Source organism: Aeromonas sp. 6P, assembly GCF_051919525.1.
GTDB classification, from domain to species: Bacteria; Pseudomonadota; Gammaproteobacteria; order Enterobacterales; family Aeromonadaceae; genus Aeromonas; species Aeromonas veronii.
Window position 1 is genome coordinate 881422 of the sequence record NZ_JBQBEO010000002.1, and the last position, 17957, is coordinate 899378.

Annotated in this window: 15 protein-coding genes and 2 pseudogenes; 6 read left to right on the top strand and 11 right to left on the bottom strand. The window is 56.9% G+C overall.

Features of this window, described 5'->3' with window-relative positions; genetic code table 11:
• The first annotated feature begins 208 nt into the window (after positions 1-208).
• From ACTG2J_RS04330 to ACTG2J_RS04345, 4 genes and pseudogenes are all read left to right on the top strand, one after another.
• Positions 209-1933 (top strand): annotated as a pseudogene (locus ACTG2J_RS04330) (dipeptide ABC transporter ATP-binding protein).
• Positions 1934-2003: 70 nt separating this feature from the next.
• Entirely contained in the window at positions 2004-3560 is a 1557-nt protein-coding gene (locus ACTG2J_RS04335) for an ABC transporter substrate-binding protein (RefSeq protein WP_042054176.1), read from the top strand.
• Positions 3561-3658: 98 nt separating this feature from the next.
• Complete coding sequence (locus tag ACTG2J_RS04340) at positions 3659-4633, top strand: ABC transporter permease (RefSeq protein WP_323890716.1); 975 nt, start codon at positions 3659-3661, stop codon at positions 4631-4633.
• Positions 4634-4635: 2 nt separating this feature from the next.
• Positions 4636-5577: an ABC transporter permease gene (locus ACTG2J_RS04345; protein WP_040068611.1), complete on the top strand. Its 942-nt coding sequence runs from the start codon at positions 4636-4638 to the stop codon at positions 5575-5577.
• A gap of 125 nt (positions 5578-5702) precedes the next feature.
• On the opposite strand, the gene ACTG2J_RS04350 is transcribed toward ACTG2J_RS04345, so the two are convergent.
• Both ACTG2J_RS04350 and ACTG2J_RS04355 read right to left on the bottom strand, forming a co-directional pair.
• Positions 5703-5918: a SlyX family protein gene (locus ACTG2J_RS04350; RefSeq protein ID WP_005335285.1), complete on the bottom strand. Its 216-nt coding sequence runs from the start codon at positions 5916-5918 to the stop codon at positions 5703-5705.
• 14 nt (positions 5919-5932) lie between these two features.
• Positions 5933-6901, bottom strand: coding sequence for a hypothetical protein (locus tag ACTG2J_RS04355; RefSeq protein ID WP_113739052.1), 969 nt, complete (start codon positions 6899-6901; stop codon positions 5933-5935).
• 118 nt (positions 6902-7019) lie between these two features.
• Between ACTG2J_RS04355 and fkpA the strand changes: the two genes are divergently transcribed.
• Positions 7020-7823, top strand: coding sequence for an FKBP-type peptidyl-prolyl cis-trans isomerase (gene fkpA, locus ACTG2J_RS04360; protein WP_005335283.1), 804 nt, complete (start codon positions 7020-7022; stop codon positions 7821-7823).
• Positions 7824-7974: 151 nt separating this feature from the next.
• The gene (locus ACTG2J_RS04365; protein WP_111899894.1) at positions 7975-9381 is read left to right on the top strand and encodes a sigma-54-dependent transcriptional regulator; all 1407 of its coding nucleotides are present in this window, start codon (positions 7975-7977) and stop codon (positions 9379-9381) included.
• Positions 9382-9435: 54 nt separating this feature from the next.
• Here ACTG2J_RS04365 and ACTG2J_RS04370 read toward each other — a convergent pair whose 3' ends face one another.
• The 9 genes and pseudogenes from ACTG2J_RS04370 to xseB form a co-directional block, all read right to left on the bottom strand.
• Positions 9436-10305 carry a hypothetical protein gene (locus tag ACTG2J_RS04370; protein WP_113739051.1) on the bottom strand — a complete coding sequence of 290 codons (870 nt, stop codon included), beginning with the start codon at positions 10303-10305 and terminating at the stop codon, positions 9436-9438.
• A gap of 103 nt (positions 10306-10408) precedes the next feature.
• On the bottom strand, positions 10409-10744 hold the full coding sequence (locus ACTG2J_RS04375) for a hypothetical protein (protein ID WP_005358483.1): 336 nt from the start codon (positions 10742-10744) through the stop codon (positions 10409-10411).
• Positions 10745-10887: 143 nt separating this feature from the next.
• Complete coding sequence (locus ACTG2J_RS04380; RefSeq protein ID WP_113739050.1) at positions 10888-11232, bottom strand: DUF2956 domain-containing protein; 345 nt, start codon at positions 11230-11232, stop codon at positions 10888-10890.
• An 82-nt stretch (positions 11233-11314) separates the two neighbouring features.
• Positions 11315-12631, bottom strand: a complete 1317-nt coding sequence (locus ACTG2J_RS04385; RefSeq protein ID WP_439997232.1) for a bifunctional metallophosphatase/5'-nucleotidase — start codon at positions 12629-12631, stop codon at positions 11315-11317.
• Complete coding sequence (locus tag ACTG2J_RS04390; protein ID WP_439997233.1) at positions 12612-13643, bottom strand: IS630 family transposase; 1032 nt, start codon at positions 13641-13643, stop codon at positions 12612-12614. Before ACTG2J_RS04390 ends, ACTG2J_RS04385 begins: the two co-directional genes overlap by 20 nt.
• Positions 13644-13731: 88 nt before the next feature.
• Positions 13732-14319 (bottom strand): metallophosphoesterase, encoded by a 588-nt coding sequence (locus ACTG2J_RS04395; RefSeq protein ID WP_439997234.1) that lies wholly within the window; start codon positions 14317-14319, stop codon positions 13732-13734.
• Between the two features lie 398 nt (positions 14320-14717).
• Positions 14718-16586: a 1-deoxy-D-xylulose-5-phosphate synthase gene (gene dxs / locus ACTG2J_RS04400; RefSeq protein WP_439997235.1), complete on the bottom strand. Its 1869-nt coding sequence runs from the start codon at positions 16584-16586 to the stop codon at positions 14718-14720.
• A gap of 21 nt (positions 16587-16607) precedes the next feature.
• The gene (ispA, locus tag ACTG2J_RS04405; RefSeq protein ID WP_439997236.1) at positions 16608-17498 is read right to left on the bottom strand and encodes a (2E,6E)-farnesyl diphosphate synthase; all 891 of its coding nucleotides are present in this window, start codon (positions 17496-17498) and stop codon (positions 16608-16610) included.
• A pseudogene (xseB, locus tag ACTG2J_RS04410) lies at positions 17499-17748 on the bottom strand (exodeoxyribonuclease VII small subunit).
• Between the last annotated feature and the right edge of the window lie 209 nt (positions 17749-17957).

Below are 17957 nucleotides of genomic sequence, written 5' to 3' on the forward strand. Positions count from 1 at the left end.
TGCGGAATTGTATAACTCAATCATTTACACCCGTGGTCAAACCGTCTAAGTTACTCGCGGGTTATTCCAAAAAAATGCAAAAAACCCGCCCGGATCGCTGGTTTCGCTGCCTCATGGATTGAGCAAATATTGCCCAAGGTAACAACCGGCATCTGCGGCTGATTTACGGACGAATTATTTGGGACGGATGTCCCCCGCAGAGGTAACCATGTCCTTGCTCGAAGTAAAGAACTTGCGGATCGAGTACCCCTCCCGCTACGGGGTGCTGGCCGCGGTGAAGGATCTCTCTTTCTCTATCGAAAAGGGTGAGATTGTCGGAGTGGTCGGTGAATCCGGCGCCGGCAAGTCCACCATCGGCAACGCCGTTATCGATCTCCTGAGCCCGCCGGGTCGCATCGCCCGTGGCGATATCTATCTCAATGGCGAACTCATCTCCGGCAAGAGCCAGAATGAGATGCGGGCCATCCGTGGCTCCCGTATCGGGTTCATCTTCCAGGACCCCATGACCTCCCTCAACCCGTTGTTCACCGTTGAGCATCAGCTGGTGGAGACCATTCTGGCCAATACCGACCTCTCTCGCGAAGCCGCTTTTGCCAAGGCATTGGAGCTGATGGGGGCTGTGGGTATTCCGCAGCCGGAGCTGCGCATCAAGCAGTATCCGCACCAGTTCTCCGGTGGCATGCGTCAGCGGGTGGTTATCGCCATTGCGCTCTCCTGCGATCCTGAGCTGATCATCGCCGATTAGCCGACCACGGCGCTCGACGTCTCCATTCAGGATCAGATCCTCCAGCTTATCCGCGCCCTCTGCAAAGAGCGTCAGGTGGGCTGCATGCTGGTGACCCACGACATGGGCGTTGTCTCCAACGTTACCGACAAGGTGGCGGTGATGTATCGCGGCGATCTGGTGGAGTTCGGCCTGACCGAACAGGTACTGGGCAGCCCCAATCACCCCTATACCCGCAGCCTCATCTCGGCGGTACCCCGCTCCGACGTTAAGCTGGTGCGTTTCCCGCTGGTCTCCTATATCGAGGATGCCAGTGCGCCGGATACCAATATCGACCTCAAGACCCACTGGCTCGGCCAGAGTCAGGACGAGCGTGCCTATGAAGGGGCGCTGCTGCGGGTGGAGAACGTCGATCTGAAGTTCGTCACCAAGGACTCCATCTTCCCGAGCCGCCGCCAGTATGTGCGCGCCTGCAACAACATCAGCTTCGAGATCTTCGAAGGGGAGACCTTCGGTCTGGTGGGGGAGTCGGGCTCCGGCAAATCGACCATTGCCCGCGCCATCACCGGTCTCTATCCGCCTGATACCGGCAAAATCTTCTTCGAGGGGATCGATCTGACCGCTCTCAAGAGCGAGCGCGAGCGTCGCCCGTTGCGTCGCCAGATGCAGATGGTGTTCCAGAACCCCTATTCGTCGATGAACCCGCGGATGAAGGTGCGCGACATCATTGCCGAGCCGATCCGCTTCCATCAGCTGGCGAGCAGCGAGAGCCAGATTGAGGGGATTGTCGGCGATCTGCTGGATCACGTGGGTCTCGGTCGTGGTGCCGGGGTCAAGTATCCCCACGAGTTCTCCGGCGGTCAGCGCCAGCGCATCTCCATTGCACGCGCCCTGGCCACTCGCCCGCGCTTCCTCATCTGCGACGAGCCGACCTCGGCGCTGGATGTGTCGGTGCAGGCCCAGATCCTCAACCTGCTCAAGGATCTGCAGCAGGAGCTCAAGCTCACCATGCTGTTTATCAGCCACGATCTGCCGGTGATCCGCCAGATGTGCGACCGCATCGGAGTGATGCAGCACGGCCATTTGGTGGAAGTGGCCGAGACCGAGAAACTCTTTACCAATGCCGAGCATGAGTACAGCCGCAAGCTGATCTCCCTCATGCCGGAGTTCAAGGGAATGTCCCGCGAGGGGCTGGAAATCGCAAGCTAGGAGAGCGCCGGTGCGCCGGTCTGCTTGTCAAAAAAAGTGTCATAAGAAAGCCAAAAGCATGGAGAACAAGATGAAGAAAGGATTGTCCAAGATTGCCCTGGCGCTGTTTGCCGCCGGTTTCGCCTTCAGTGTCTCAGCCGCTGATATCAAGGTGGGTGTCGCTTCTGACGCCACTTCGCTGGATCCGCAGGAGCAGCTCTCCGGTCAGACCCTGGAGATGTCGCACCTGGTATTCGATCCCCTGATGCGTTACACCCAGGACCTGCAGTTCGAGCCCCGTCTGGCCGAGAAGTTCGAGCGTGTCGATGACAAGACCGTCCGCTTCCACCTGCGCAAAGGGGTCAAGTTCCACTCCGGTAACGACTTCACCGCAGACGACGTGGTGTGGACCGTTAACCGCCTTAAATCCTCCGTCGACTTCAAGGCGATCTTCGATCCCATCAGCGAAGTGAAGAAGGTCGATGACTACACCGTCGATCTGATCACCGCCAAGCCGTTCCCGCTGGTGCTGCAGACCGTCACCTACATCTTCCCGATGGACTCCAAGTTCTACACCGGCAAGACCGAAGCGGGCAAAGACAAGGCCGAGATCGTCAAAAACGGCGACTCCTATGCCTCTACCCACGTCTCCGGTACTGGCCCGTTCACCGTCAAGTTCCGCGAGCAGGGTGTGAAGCTGGATTATGCCCGCAACGCCAACTACTGGGACAAGGCCTCCAAGGGTAACGTTGAGAACCTGACCGTGGTGCCCATCAAGGAAGATGCGACCCGTGTTGCAGCCCTGCTGGGTGGCGACGTGGACATGATCTATCCGGTTGCGCCGAACGATCTGGAGCGCGTGAAGAATGGCAAGGACTCCCAGCTGGTCACCCTGTCCGGTACCCGCGCCATCATCATCGAGCTGAACCAGAACACCAACCCGGCACTGAAAGACAAGCGCGTGCGTCAGGCGATCAACTACGCCATCAACCAGGTGGGCATTGTCGAGAAGATCAACAAGGGCTTCGGTACCCCTGCTGGCCAGCTGAGTCCGAAAGGTTATGCCGGTCACAACGAGGCGCTGGTGCCTCAGTATGATCTGGCCAAGGCCAAGGAGCTGATGAAGGAGGCCGGTTACGAGAAAGGCTTCAAGATGACCTTCATCTCCCCGGCTGCCCGCTACGTCAACGACGTCAAGATTGCCCAGGCTGTCTCCGCCATGCTGGCCAAGATCAACATCAAGGTGGATCTGAAGACCATGCCGGTGGCCCAGTACTGGCCCGAGTTTGACAAGTGCGCCGCAGACATGCAGCTGATCGGCTGGCACTCCGACACTGAAGATACCGCGAACTTCTTCGAGTTCCTGACCTTCACCAAGGATGCCAAGACCGGTATGGGCCAGTACAACTGCGCCGGTTACGCCAACGCCGAAGCTGACAAGCTGGTGATGGATGCCAACGCCGAGACCGATCCGGCCAAGCGTGCCGAGATGCTGAAGAAGGTCGAAGCCATGCTGATCGAAGATGCTGCCTACGTGCCGTTGCACTGGGAAGATCTGGCCTATGGCGCCAAGAAGAACGTCGACATCAAGCCGGTGGTCAACGTGATGAACTTCCCTTACCTGGGTGACCTGGTGGTCAGCAAGTAAGAGAAGCGCTAAGGAAGGACGGGGCGGGGTGGTCAGCTGGCCACTCCGCCCACTAACAGAAGCCTGTGCCACGACACAGGCCACGTAGAAGGACAAGCATGTTTACATTCCTGCTGAAACGGTTCTATCAGGCCGTGATAGTGATGTTCGTCATCAGCCTGGTCGCCTTCTCCATCCAGGACAACCTGGGGGATCCGTTGCGCGAGCTGGTGGGACAATCCGTCTCCGAAGCCCAGCGCCACGAATTGCGCGAGAAGATGGGCCTCAACGATCCCTTCCTCGTCAAATACAGCCGCTTTTTGAAAAATGCGGTGCACGGGGATCTGGGTACTTCCTACTTTTTCAAGCGACCGGCTCTTGAGGTGATCCTCGACAAGCTGGTAGCTACCCTTGAGCTGGTGTTTGCCGCCGCGCTCATCATCGTGGTGGTCTCCATTCCACTCGGTGTCTATTCGGCGATCCGCCCGCGCAGCATTCCCACCAAGATCATCATGGCGGGGAGCAGTATCGGCATTTCGATCCCGGTGTTCCTGACCGCCATCATGCTGATGTATCTCTTCTCCATCCAGCTGGGCTGGCTGCCGGCCTATGGCCGCGGCGAGACCCGTAACCTGCTGGGCTGGGAGTCGGGCTTCTTTACCTGGGACGGCATCCTGCACCTGATCCTGCCGGCGGTGTCTCTCTCCTCCATCATGTTGCCGCTGTTTATCCGACTGGTGCGCTCCGAGATGCTGGAGCAGCTCTCCTCCGAGTATGTCAAATTCGCCCGCGCCAAGGGGCTGGATAACAACAAGGTCTACTATCAGCACGCTCTGAAGAACACCATGCTGCCGGTCATTACCGTCGGCGGGGTGCAGATCGGCACCATGGTGGCTTACACCATCCTGACCGAGAGCGTGTTCCAGTGGCCGGGTACCGGCTTCCTGTTCCTCGAGGCGATCCACCGGGTCGATACGCCCCTCATCACCGCCTACGTCATCTTCGTGGGACTGATCTTCGTGGTGACCAATACCCTGGTCGACCTGCTCTACGGGTTGATTAACCCGACCGTTAACCTGACTGCCAAGGGGTAAGCATGAGTAACGCTGTAACTGCAAGCCCAAGCCGTTGGGCACGATTCAAGAACTCTGACATCGTCTACTACTTCCTGCGGGACAAGGTAGCCATGTTCAGCTTTGCGGTGTTTGTGGTGTTCGTGCTGGCGGCGCTGCTGGCGCCCTGGCTCGCCCCGCACAACGTCTATGACCAGACCAGTTTTGATCTGATGGATGCCGAGTTGCCCCCCTCTTGGCTCGAAGGCGGCGAGGAGCGCTTCTGGCTTGGTACCGATAACCAGGGGCGGGATATCTGGAGCACCATTCTCTATGGCGCCCGTATCTCTCTCACCATCGGCCTGTTTGCGGTGGCGCTGCAGCTGGTGCTGGGTATCGTCATCGGTCTGATTGCCGGTTACTTCGGTGGCCGCATCGACAACCTACTGATGCGCTTTGCCGACGTGCAGTTGTCGTTCTCCACCATGATGGTGGCGATCATCATCTCCGCCATCTTTCAGGCAACATTTGGCTCCGAGTTTTACTCGAAGTTTGCCATCATGATGCTGGTGGTGATCATCGGTATTGCAGAGTGGCCGCAGTATGCCCGTACCGTGCGCGCCTCTGTGCTGGCGGAGAAGAAGAAGGAGTATGTGGAAGCGGCCAAGGTGATGGGGTTCCGCGCACCGCGCATCATGTTCCGCCACATTCTGCCCAACTGTTTGTCGCCCATTCTGGTGATATCCACCGTGCAGGTGGCCAACGCCATCATGAGCGAAGCGGCGCTCTCCTTCCTCGGTCTGGGGATGCCGGTTGATCAGCCCTCGCTCGGTTCGCTTATCAGCGTCGGCTTCAACTACATCTTCTCCGGCTCCTGGTGGATCACCGCCTTCCCGGGCATCTGTCTGGTGGTGCTGGTGCTGGTCATCAACCTGCTGGGTGACTGGTTGCGGGATGTGTTTAACCCCAAGATCTACAAAGGTTAACGCGGGCTGATTCTGAGGCGCCGAGTCGCAGCTATCAGGTCATTTGGATAAAAAATCCGAAACCGGTTTGGCCGGTTTCGGATTTTTATTGGTCTTGAGCAGACAGCTTGTTGATTGCACACCCATCAGTAGTGCGGCGGCGGGGTCTCTTCGGCCATGCTGGCAATCTGGCTGGGCTGTACGCTTTGCAGTTTGTCGATCAGCAGCTGGATCTGGTATTTGAGTCGATCGAGTTCACGGCCCTGGGTGGTTACCTCGTCGTTGAGCTGCTCTATGGTGTACTCCGCATAGGCGAGACGGGTTTCCAGGGTTTCGATGCGATCGTTAAGTTGCTGACTCATGGGCCTTCGGGTCCTTACTTGATTGTCCAGATTTCGGCCAGACCACTGGAGCTGGCACTGACAAGGTGGCTATTGTCGCGCAAAGCGACGCCGTAGACCACTGCGCTGGGCGGTTTCACCTTGGGTTGCGGCGAGACGCGCCAGCTCTGCAGCAGGGCACCATCGCTCACTTGCCACAGGGAGAGCTGACGGGAAGGGGCGCCAGTGATCAGCCACTTGCCATCGTTGGCAAAGCGGGCGCTGGTGTAGACCTCGAAGCGGTGATCATATTGCAGCTGACTCACCTCTTTGCCGGTTTTCAGATCCCAGATGCTGGCCCGGCTGCTGTCGGCGGTGAAGGCGTAGCGGCCGCTCGGCTCCAGTCTGGCCATGATCACCCGGCCACCATGGTTGAAGCGCCAAATCACCTGCCCGCTACGGGTATCCCACAGATAGGCGCTGTAGTCGTTGCCGCCGGTCAGGGCGTAGCGACCGTTAGCGGAGAGATCCACCGTATTGACCTGTTCGGTGTGCCCCATAAACTGCAGACGACGACCGCTTCGGGTATCGAGCCACTCGGCTTTGCCATCTTCTCGCCCGATCAGCACATAACGACCGTCGGCAGAGAGCGCGATGTCCCTCAGCCTGGATTCAGGAAGTGAGTAGTAGCCTTGTGATTGCCCGTCGCTCAGCCGCCAGGTTGCAAAGGTGTCTGGGGTGGCGGTGACGGCATGGCTGTTGCCTTCGGAAAAACGGGTAATGAATACCAGATCATCCGCCGAGTCGGATTGCTTCCAGCGCCAGCGTTGACGGTTCTGTTCCAGATCCCAGACGATGATGCCTTGGCTGATGCTGGAGACGATGGCCTGCTTGCCATCACTGGAGAGATCTGCGGTCAGCAGACCCGTGCTGGCGAGGGGCATTTGCTGGTTGGGTTGGGAGCTCTGCTCGCAACCGGAGAGCATTAAACAGAGGCTCACCAGATAAATGGCACTTTTTATCATTTTTGCGGTCTCACGCTTTTGTTACCTGCGATCACGGCGTTAGTATAAGGCGCTTATCACGATAAACCTCTCATTTCACGATGGAACCGAGAGCGGTATTTGGAGTTTGGAGAAACTGATGAACAAATTTCTGAAGGTGTCCCTGTTGGCGGCGGCCGTTGCCGTCGGTCTGACTGCTTGCCAAAAAGACGAGAAGCCTGCTGCGGCCAATACCGCCGAAGTGAAGGCAGAAGCCAGCAAGCCGGCAGAGGCGACCAAGGCCGAAGCCAAGAGCTTTGAAGAGCAATCTGGCTACGCAATTGGCCTCTCCATGGGTCGTTACATCGCCAATACCCTGGAGCGTCAGCAGGAACTGGGCATCAAACTGGACAACGCCGTGATCCTGAAAGGGGTGACTGACGGTCTGGGCAAAGAAGCCAAGATGACTGATGAAGAGATCCAGAAGGTACTGCAGGATTACGACGCCAAGATCAACGAGCTGACCAAGGCCAAGGCCGAGAAAGACGCCGTTGAGAATCTGAAGAAGGGCGAAGAGTTCCTGGCTGCCAACGCCAAGAAAGAGGGTGTGAAGAGCACTGAATCCGGCCTGCAGTACGTGGTCGAGAAGATGGGCACTGGCGCCAAGCCGAAATCTACCGACATCGTCAAGGTTCACTACACCGGTACCCTGACCGACGGCACCAAGTTCGACAGCTCCGTCGATCGCGGCGAGCCGGCTACCTTCCCGCTCAACCAGGTTATCCCGGGTTGGACCGAAGGTGTTCAGCTGATGCCGGTTGGCTCCAAGTTCAAGTTCTTCCTGCCGTCCAAGCTGGCCTATGGCGAGCACGGTGCAGGCTCCATCCCGGCGAATGCCGTGCTGGTGTTTGACGTTGAGCTGCTGGCTATCGAGAAGCCTACTGCTGACGACGCCAAGAAGTAATCCCTTCTTGTAGTTAAAAACGGCTCCTTAAGGAGCCGTTTTTACTTGTGTATTCCCTGCAATCGCGGGATAACAGAGCTGTCTTGGCGTTGGGTTTGCACGCGAAAATAAGGCAAAATAGATCGCAGAATCAAATACAAGGATGAGTCCAGTGGCTGAAAATAAATCGCGTGTCCTGCTGGTGGAAGATACCCGTAGTCTGGCGGTGGTCTATGAACAGTACCTGCGCCAGGAGGGGTACGAGGTAGTGCTGGCCGACTGTGGTCAGCAGGCGTTGGCGCAGTTGCTGGCAAGTCCTCCCCCCGTGGTGCTGCTGGATCTGGAGCTGCCGGATATGTCCGGTATGGATATTCTGCAGATGATCACCGAACAGCAGTTGCCCTGCTCTGTGGTGGTGATCACCGCCCACGGTTCGGTGGATGTGGCGGTGGAGGCGATGCGCCTCGGTGCCTTCGATTTTCTGACCAAGCCGTTTGACAGCAAGCGACTCTGCGCCACCGTTCGCAATGCCTTGAAACACCAGCAGTTGAGCTCGCTGGTTGCCCACTATCGGGAGAATTTCGAACGCAGCTCCTTCTTCGGTTTTATCGGTGCCTCCATGTCGATGCAGGCGGTCTATCGCATCATCGAGAGCGCTGCGCCCAGCAAGGCGACCGTCTTTATCACTGGCGAGAGCGGCACCGGCAAAGAGGTGTGTGCCGAGGCGATTCACCAGTGCAGTCCCCGCAGCGAACAGCCCTTTATTGCCCTCAACTGCGCCGCCATTCCCCACGATCTGATGGAGAGCGAGATCTTCGGTCATGTGAAGGGCTCTTTTACCGGCGCCCAGGGGGATCGCAAAGGGGCGGCCAGTCTGGCTGATGGTGGCACCCTGTTTCTCGACGAGATCTGCGAGATGGACCTGGATCTGCAGAGCAAGCTGCTGCGCTTTATCCAGACCGGCACAGTGCAGCGAGTCGGCAGCGGCAAGCTCGAGACGGTGGATGTGCGTTTTATCTGCGCCACCAACCGTGATCCGCTGGTGGAGGTGAAAGCAGGCCGTTTTCGCGAGGATCTCTACTATCGGCTCCACGTCATTCCCCTCACCCTGCCGCCGCTGCGGGAGCGGGGCGAGGATATCCTGCTGCTGGCGCGTACCCTGTTGCAGAGCTACGCCAAGGAGGAGAACAAACGCTTCAAGGATTTCGATGTCGAGGCGGCGCGAGTGCTGCTCGACTACCCCTGGCCTGGCAACGTACGCGAGCTGCAAAACGTGGTGCGCAATATCGTGGTGCTCAACGATAAGGAGTTGGTGAGCCCGGATATTCTTCCGCCACCGCTCAATGGGGTTCGTCCCCAGCTGCCGGCTGCGATTGCGGCAGCGGTGGTATCGGCTCCGGCCGCCACCGGCGTGGCTAACGGGCCAATTCGTCCGCTCTGGCTGGTGGAGAAAGAGGTGATCGAACAGGCCATCGCCAGCTGTGACGGCAATATTCCCAAGGCGGCGGCCCTGCTCGAGATCAGCCCCTCCACCATTTACCGTAAAAAGCAGGGGTGGGAAGAGTCCAATCGGGCCTGAACCATCTTGCCAGCAGAGAGGGCGGTTAGCGTGCCGCCCTTTCTATTTTGAGGATCAGAGTTTGGCGAGGCGCTTGAGGCGGGCCAGTCGCTCCCCCTCGTTGGCGCTGAACCAGCGGTCCTGCGACAGCAGAAACCAGGCACGGGAGAAGTATTCCGCGGCCAGCGGATCGTCCAGCACCAAGGCATTCTCCCCCAGCTCCTCGAACAGATAACCATCCTCTGGTTCGCCAGCCTCGGCCATATCGGCCTTGAGCTGGTGCAGCTCTGCCAGCGCCTGCTGGTGCTGACCCTGGGCCCGGGTCAGGCGAGCCAGACTCCAGCGAGCGATAAACGCCTTGGCCGGCTGGTTATGTTGTAGATGCCAGGCCAGACACTTCTGCTGCTGGATTTTCGCCTCCTCAAAGCGGCCCAATTCGAACAGGGTCCAGCCCTGATTGTTGTAAAGGGGGGCCAGCCAGCCACGCACCTTCTCGTCACTGCTGCGTTCCGCCAGCTCCATCGCCAGTTGATGCCAGCGGCTCTGCTCTTCAAGTGGTGCGGCGATGGCGATCATGTGAGCGGCGTCGATGGCGAGATAGGTCTCCTTCTCCTTGAGTCCCCACTGCCAGGCTTGTTCAAACAGCGGTTTGGCGCTGGCTTTGTCGCCCGCCGAGTTAAAGGTGCGGCCTCGTTCCAGCAGGGCCCGGATCCGCGCTCTGGGGGTTGTGTCGGTGAGGCGGGGCTCTATCTCGTCGAGCAGCTGATGGGCGTCGGCAAACTGGCGCTGCAGCGAATGGGTGCGGGCAATTTGGGTCAGCAACTCCAGTTCGAGCTGCAGGTCGGCGGCGGCGCGCGCTTCGGGAAGAAGGGTGTGAAAACGCAGGGCGCTGGCGGCGGGATCCTGATAATCCCACAGCGCCATGAAATCGGGCGGATTGTCCATTTGGCCTCCTTGCTGGTTATCCTGTCACCAAGATGCCTGCAGGCCATTGTTTGTACAAGGGGCGCCCGTCACAGAGCGCCCCTTGCATCATGTGGCCGGTTGGTCAGTAGACCATGGCCAGGCTCATCAGCATCAGACCGAGGGCGGCAAAGGCCCCCTCCTTGATGGCGAGCCGTGGCACCAGCGCCTTGGGCAGGGCCGGAAACAGGCTCAGGGCAAAGCCAAGCCCCGGCATCAACCAGTGGAATGCCGGATCGCGCAGGGCGGGATCGGCGGCTCCATTGATGATGATCAGCAAAATAAACAGGGTGAAGGCCGGCAGGATAAACCAGCGTACCCCACCGGCGGCGACCGCCCGCAGCGGCGAAATGCGATAGAGCAGCATGGTCACAAGGAACAGAACAAAAGGGGCCAGCAGATAGAGCGGAGCGGGGTTCATAACATCTTTCCTGAAAACTGATCGTCAAAAAACAGGGAGTCCGGTGCAAGAGGCGCGCGATTTAACCACTCTTCGCAGGTAATCACCAGCAGCCCAGGCCCGGGCTGTGAAGAGGATCCCGGATAAAGGTTTGCTAGCGCGTCTTAGTGCAACCAGAGCCAGGCTGCAGCAAATCCCAGCCAGCTCAGCACCAGCAAGATCCAGGGCAGGGGATGCTGATGGCTTACTTCAACCAGCTCCAGCTGATCGTCTTGTTCTTCGGTTTGGGGCGCGCCCTGTGGCTGCCTGGCTTTGGCCTGCAATTTTTTCTGGCGGCTCGCTTCACGGGCCCGCGCCTTCATCTGTTTCTTGTATTCGTCGATGCCTTTCTGGATCCCTTGCGCGATAAGCTGGGTCTGTTCCTTGCTCTGCCCCGGCTTCTGGTTGGCACGGGCAATTTTCATCGCCTCCTGCTGGGTCTCAGGGGAAATCTTGTCGTACTTGGCCATCAACTCTCTCCTCGGGCATGGGGGAGGGAGTATGCCATAAAAACGGCGCCCTAAGGCGCCGTTGTATTTATCTGCAAGCTTATTAGGGCTTCTTGTAGTAGGTAACAGTTGGATAGGGCAGTGCAGTGAGTGTTCCTTTATCTTTTGCGTAATCCATAAACATCTCGTTCTCACCGACACCAGAGTCAATATAGTCACCCTCCAACGGCAGTTCGGAACGTTTTAGCAGACCGCTATAGCCATCTTTGCCTGCAGCAATATAGGTGTTTGCACCGATCCGGTAGATTTTCGCATCATCTAATGGAGCCCATTGGCCGTTGGCATCCATCACTTCCAGTTTGGTAAGGCGGGAACCTTTGGCAAGTTTGCCATCATACGTGTAACTCAGGTGGCCTACATAGGGGAATGCCCCACTTGATGAGTCTGCGTAATCAACAGCTGATTCTATGGCATCTCGAACATCTTTTCCTTTGATATTGAAAACAGCGATCTTATTGCCAAATGGCAACAGTGTCCCCATGACATAACCAACGGTCAGACTGCCTGCATTAACGTTAGTTCTGACACCGCCTGCGTTTTGCAGAGTGAAGTCAACGCGCATTTTTTGTTGGCCGTTGTCTGCCAGTTGATTTAATTTCCAGTACAGCCCCTCTGCTACAAGTGGGGTAATTTGGCTGGCACCATCAGAGCCTTCGGAAGTCGGAATCCTTGCCCACTTCAGTTCGGTGGGCACATCGGCGATGACCTGTTTCTCCAATGCCTCAACTGCGGGTTTGTATTCGGTGTTGATTACATCGCGCATGGCCTGGTTTTCCGGCACTATCTCGATGATGGGCGACTTGGCAAAAAAATCGACAACGTTGGTCTGCTCGGCGTCTGTCACGGGAACTTTCTTCTTGTTTACTTCCTTGGTGAAGTTGTCAGCACTCATCAGGGTATTACGTCCTTCACACTTGGTGATAGTGCCTTCTTTAGTCAGGGAAACATTGACCAAGCCATAGCCTTTGGCCCACTCACCGGCTTGAACAATACAGGTTTTGCCACCATCCGGATTGGTGATCAGCTGGGCGTACCTATTATCATCGCTTTCATTCTGGTTATGCTGGCTATAACCGATGGATTTTATCTCATTGATATCGCCAAGGAATGTTTGGGAGTGACCGCCGACGATCAGGTCGATACCGTTGACAGCCTTGGCGACAGCTTGGTCATTTTGCAGGCCGATATGGGTTACCATGATGACTTTATTGACCCCCTTTTTCTTCAAGGTATCAACAGTGCGTTGTGCGGATGCAATCATCGGCTGGAACTGGGTATCTTTATCTGGTGAAGATATATCGTGCATATTGTCGAGCACTAAATAACTGATCCCAATAGTGCTACACCTTCGCTGTGCCATAGCTATTCCCGGGGAAAGGAGACACGGTATCCATGAAGTGTTTCACTCGAGCCAGCAGGTTGGCCATTCCTCTGCATTGATGATTGCGTGTGATGGTTTCATGTAACTTGTGCCACAGCCGTTCGATGTGATTAACCCAAGGACTGTAAACTGGCTGGAATACCAGGCAGAACTTGGGATTCTTCTTCAACCATCGCTCGGTCTGTTTGCTTTTGTGAATGATGTAGTTATCGAGGATCAACGTGATGGTTTTGGCTCGTCGGTAGTGGCGACGCAGCTTTTCCAGCATGGCGATAAACAGGGATGAGTTTTTCTTTATCCCGCTGACGTAAAGCACTCTTCCGTTGCCTGCATGGAGAACACCTGCCAGGTAATGTTTCGCGTTCTGTCCCGGTGTGACAACCCGCTTTTGCTGCGCTCTGAACATCCAGTCGGCCCCTAATTTGGGATTGAGGTCTATATCAACTTCATCCTCATAAAACACCGGATGATCGGCATCACAGCGGGCCAGCGCCGCGTCGATATCCGCCATTTTCTCCTGATAGGCTGGGTCTTTTATCCGCAAGGTCGGCACGGGTCTTCGCCAGACAATACCCATACGAGGTAACCATCGGCGGAGTGTGGAGGCTGCCATATTGAGGCCTGTTAACCGATTGATTTTGATAGCCAATAGTTCGGTACACCAGCGGCTGCGCTGATAACCAAAATCTTGCGGAGAAAACTGCATGAGCAGCACCAGTAAGGTGACAATCTTGGCGACAGGTAAGACCGGGGCACGGCCAGCCGGTAAGGCTTCTAGCGCCCCCACACCTTCATCCCGATACCACCGAAGCCAACGGCCGATGGTCGAACGAGCAGCGCCGGTAAGGTGATGAACATCAGTGATCGTGCGGCCTTCATGTAACAGCAAGATGGCCATCAAGCGACGAGCATGCCCTTTATCACGCGTGGCATGGATGATTTTGTGAATGCGGCGCCGTTGTGGTCGTGGCAGGGGTGGTAGGATAGGCATCAACTCAGTCCTTTGGGTGTGGCTTGTTTTGTTTGGCGACTAATGAGATCGCACAAACTGGACTGAGTTCCCTTCCTCCAGAGATCTACTATTCGGAACAGCTATTTAGGCCAAATATGCCGACACTTTCGCCATTGATTTCTTTAATGATATATTCGTAAATATTCGTGTTGTCTTTCAAAACATTGCTGCTTGATTTGACCAGGTTGGCTGCCACGATAGGGTAGTTGACCTTGGTTGCATAGTTGTTGAGGGGGGTATTGCCGAGATCAAATTCATGGTTGCCCAAGGTCGCAGCATCAATCCCCATCTCAGATAGAAGGCGTGATTCTTCCTCTCCCTCGAATTTTGTGAAATAGAGAGTGCCCTGGAAGGCATCACCGCCAAACAAGGTCAGGAAGTGACGACCATCTTTGCGAGCCTGCTCACGCAGTTCATCCAGTTTGAATTTCAGACGGGGATAACCACCCAGCTGGGCATTGAACTTGAACAGTTGTTGCCCTGTCGGTTGAATAGCCAAGGCGTTTTCAGTCGGATCTAGGTGAGCATGGGTATCATTGATATGGGCAACAGTCAGTTCCAGAGGAATATGCTCTTTACTGGTATTTTCAGAATCGCAGGCTGTTAGCCCAAACAGAGATAAAGAGATAGTGACGGCTAGTAGTGTCTTTTTCATTGGTAAGAGTCCCATATTGTTATTGTCCTGTTGATTCCGTAGCGAACAGGAGTGGAGAGATTTTAGACATAACGTTAGGAATGAAAATAAACAACTGCTGTACCTTTGAACTACCGCACACTAAATTAACGTAAAACGTTTTCCTGTCATGCCTTTATTTGTTCATATCAAGAGGGGATTATATTGATAGGTTAGATATTGACCGTGGTGAGCTCATCAAATAGCTAACCATCATCATGAGATAAAATTTCAGAGAGTCTATCTACTTATAACGAGGCGTTGCTGAAAGGCGAGGATACACTTTGTGAAGAACGGAACTCTGAGGATGGTGGGGGCTATGTAGAAATGCCCGTCGTAGTGACTCGACGGGCATTACACATTAGCAATAAAGATATTTATCAGGCTTGCAGCCAGCTTTCGATGCTGCGCTGGATGCCTGCATCGTCCAGACCGAGCAGGGCATAGATCTCCTGCTGGGTACCCTGTTCCACGAAGCGATCCGGCAAGCCGAGGTTGAGCACCGGCTTGCACTGCTTGCTGCGCATCAGCAGTTCGTTCACCGCCGAACCGGCGCCGCCCATGATGGCGTTGTCTTCGATGGTGACGAAGTGATCGTGGCTGGCCGCCAGCGACAGCACCAGCGCCTCATCCATCGGTTTGACAAAGCGCATGTCCACCAGGGTGGCATCCAGTGCTTCGGCGGCCGCTTTCGCGTGGTGCAGCAAGGTGCCAAACGCCAGAATGGCAGTGCCCTTGCCCTCTCGCAGGATTCGTCCCTTGCCGAGCTCCAGTGCCTGCATTTCTGACGAGATGGGGGCGTCGCTCAGGCTGCTGCCGCGGGGGTAGCGCACTGCGGCAGGGCCCTGATGGAGATAGCCGGTATAGAGCATCTGGCGGCACTCATTCTCATCAGATGGCGTCATCACTACCATGTTGGGCACGGTGCGCAGGAAGCTGATGTCGAACGCCCCCTGATGGGTCGGGCCATCGGCGCCCACCAGACCGGCCCGGTCGATGGCGAATAGCACCGGCAGATCTTGCAGCGCTACGTCGTGGATCACCTGATCGTAGGCGCGCTGCAGGAAGCTCGAATAGATGGCCACCACAGGCTTCTTGTCGGCGATGGCAAGACCCGCGGCGAACGTGACCGCATGCTGCTCTGCAATGGCCACATCGAAGTAGCGATCCGGATATTGCTGGCTGAATTTTACCAGCCCCGAGCCTTCGCGCATGGCGGGGGTGATGCCGACCAGCTTTTCGTCTTTGGCGGCCATGTCGCACAGCCATTGGCCAAAGATGGCGGAGAAGGTGGGTTTGGCGCTGCTCGCCTTGGGCAGGGCGCACTCGTCCGGATTGAACTTGGGTACCGCGTGATAACCAATGGGGTCTTTCTCCGCCGGCTCGTATCCCTTGCCCTTCTTGGTCTTGACGTGCAGCAGTTGCGGCCCCTTGAGGTTGCGCATGTTGCGCAGGGTCTCGACCAGCGCCTCGATATCGTGACCGTCGATGGGGCCGATATAGTTGAAGCCAAACTCCTCGAACAGGGTGCCGGGCACCACCATCCCCTTGAGGTGCTCTTCGGCCCGCTTGGCCAGCTCCTTGACCGGCGGCAGACCGGCCAGCACCTTCTTGCCACCTTCGCGGATGGTGGTGTAGAGCTTGCCGGACATGACCCGGGCCAGATGGTTGTTGAGCGCGCCGACATTCTCGGAGATGGACATCTCGTTGTCGTTGAGGATCACCAGCATGTCCTTGTGAACATCGCCGGCGTGGTTGAGCGCTTCAAACGCCATCCCTGCGGTAATGGCACCGTCACCGATCACCGCGACCACCTTGCGACCCAGCCCTTCGCTCTCGGCGGCGACCGCCATGCCGAGGGCGGCACCGATGGAGGTGCTGGAGTGGCCGACGGAGAGCACGTCGTACTCGCTCTCGCCACGCCAGGGGAAGGGGTGCAGACCATCCTTCTGGCGGATGGTGTGGATTTGATCACGGCGCCCGGTCAGGATCTTGTGGGGATAGGCCTGATGGCCCACGTCCCAGATCAGCCGATCGAACGGGGTGTTGTAGACGTAGTGCAGGGCTATGGTCAGTTCGACCGTGCCGAGACCGGAGGCAAAGTGTCCGCTGGAGCGGCTGACAGAGCGCAGCAGATATTCGCGCAGCTCGTTGCACAGCACCGGCAGCCGATCTTTGGGCAAGGAACGCAGCTCGACCGGAGTGTCCGCGAGGGCCAGGTTGGGGAAATTGCTAATATCAACGCTCATATTGTTACTGTTATCCAGCGTTTAGTGGGTTCGCTCGATGATGTAATCGGCAAACGCTTCCAGAATGTCGGTATTGTAGGGCAAGGATTGCAGGGCTGTTAAGGCTTTCCCATGCAGTTCGCGAGCCAGCTCACGAGCGTTTTCGAGTCCGAGCAGGGCCGGATAGGTACTTTTCTCCAGCGCCAGGTCAGAACCTTGCGGCTTGCCCAGGGTGGCGGTATCACCTGTGATGTCGAGGATGTCATCCTGCACCTGGAAGGCGAGGCCAATCGCAGCGGCGTAGGTTTGCAGTGCAGCCAGGGTGGTTTCGTCAACATCGGCTTTGCACAGGGCGCCGAGTGCCACGGCACATTCAATCAGCGCACCGGTCTTGTGACGGTGTACCTGCTCCAGCTCGGCGAGCGAGATCTGGCGCCCTTCGGCCTGCAGATCCAGCGCCTGACCGCCACACATACCGAGATAGCCGGAGGCGCGGGCGAGGGTACTCAGCATCCGCACCCGGTTGGCCATCAAGGTATCGGGCATGGGATGGTCGGCCAGAATGGAGAACGCCAGGGTCTGCAGCGCATCACCGGCCAGAATGGCGGTTCCTTCGTCAAACGCCTTGTGAACGGTTGGCTGACCACGACGCAGGTCGTCGTTATCCATGGCGGGCAGGTCATCGTGCAGCAGGGAGTAGGCGTGGATGCACTCCACGGCAGCCGCGGGGCCATCCAGCAGTTCGCTCTTGACGCCCAGCATCTCGCCGACCGCGTAGACCAGAAACGGGCGAACCCGCTTGCCGCCCAGCAGCAGGCCATAACTCATGGCATCGCGCAGGCGTGGCGCCATGGCGGGCAAGGATTCAAGTTGTGCTGACAGACAGTCGTCAATACGCTGACGATGCAGACGGGAAAAATGGTCCAGCGCCACTCACTCCTCTCCTTGTTCTGGCTGGAAGGGGGCGAGCTGGTCACTGCCATCGGCTTGACTGAGCAGGATCTGGATCTTCTGTTCGGCCAGTTCCAGCTTCTGCTGACCGGCCCACCAGATGAACGCCCTGCTCGAACTGCTTGAGTGCCTCTTCCAGGGGTAGGGAACCTTGTTCCAGCTGATGAACGATGGTTTCCAGCTCTTCCAGAGTGGCATCAAAACTCAGACGGTCGATTTTTTTACTGGCCATGTCCATCCTCGGGGATTGAAAAAAACGGCTTATATTAACATCGACCGCCCACAGGGGGGAGGCAGAAAAGCATCGCCCCCTCAAACTCTCGCTAAACTGGCCGATAATGAGCCATCATTCTCAGTGGATGCATGCTTGCCGCATGGGTCGCAATAGCAGAAAATTCAACAGACTATAAATAGACATAAGAACCGGTGACAGGAGTAGGG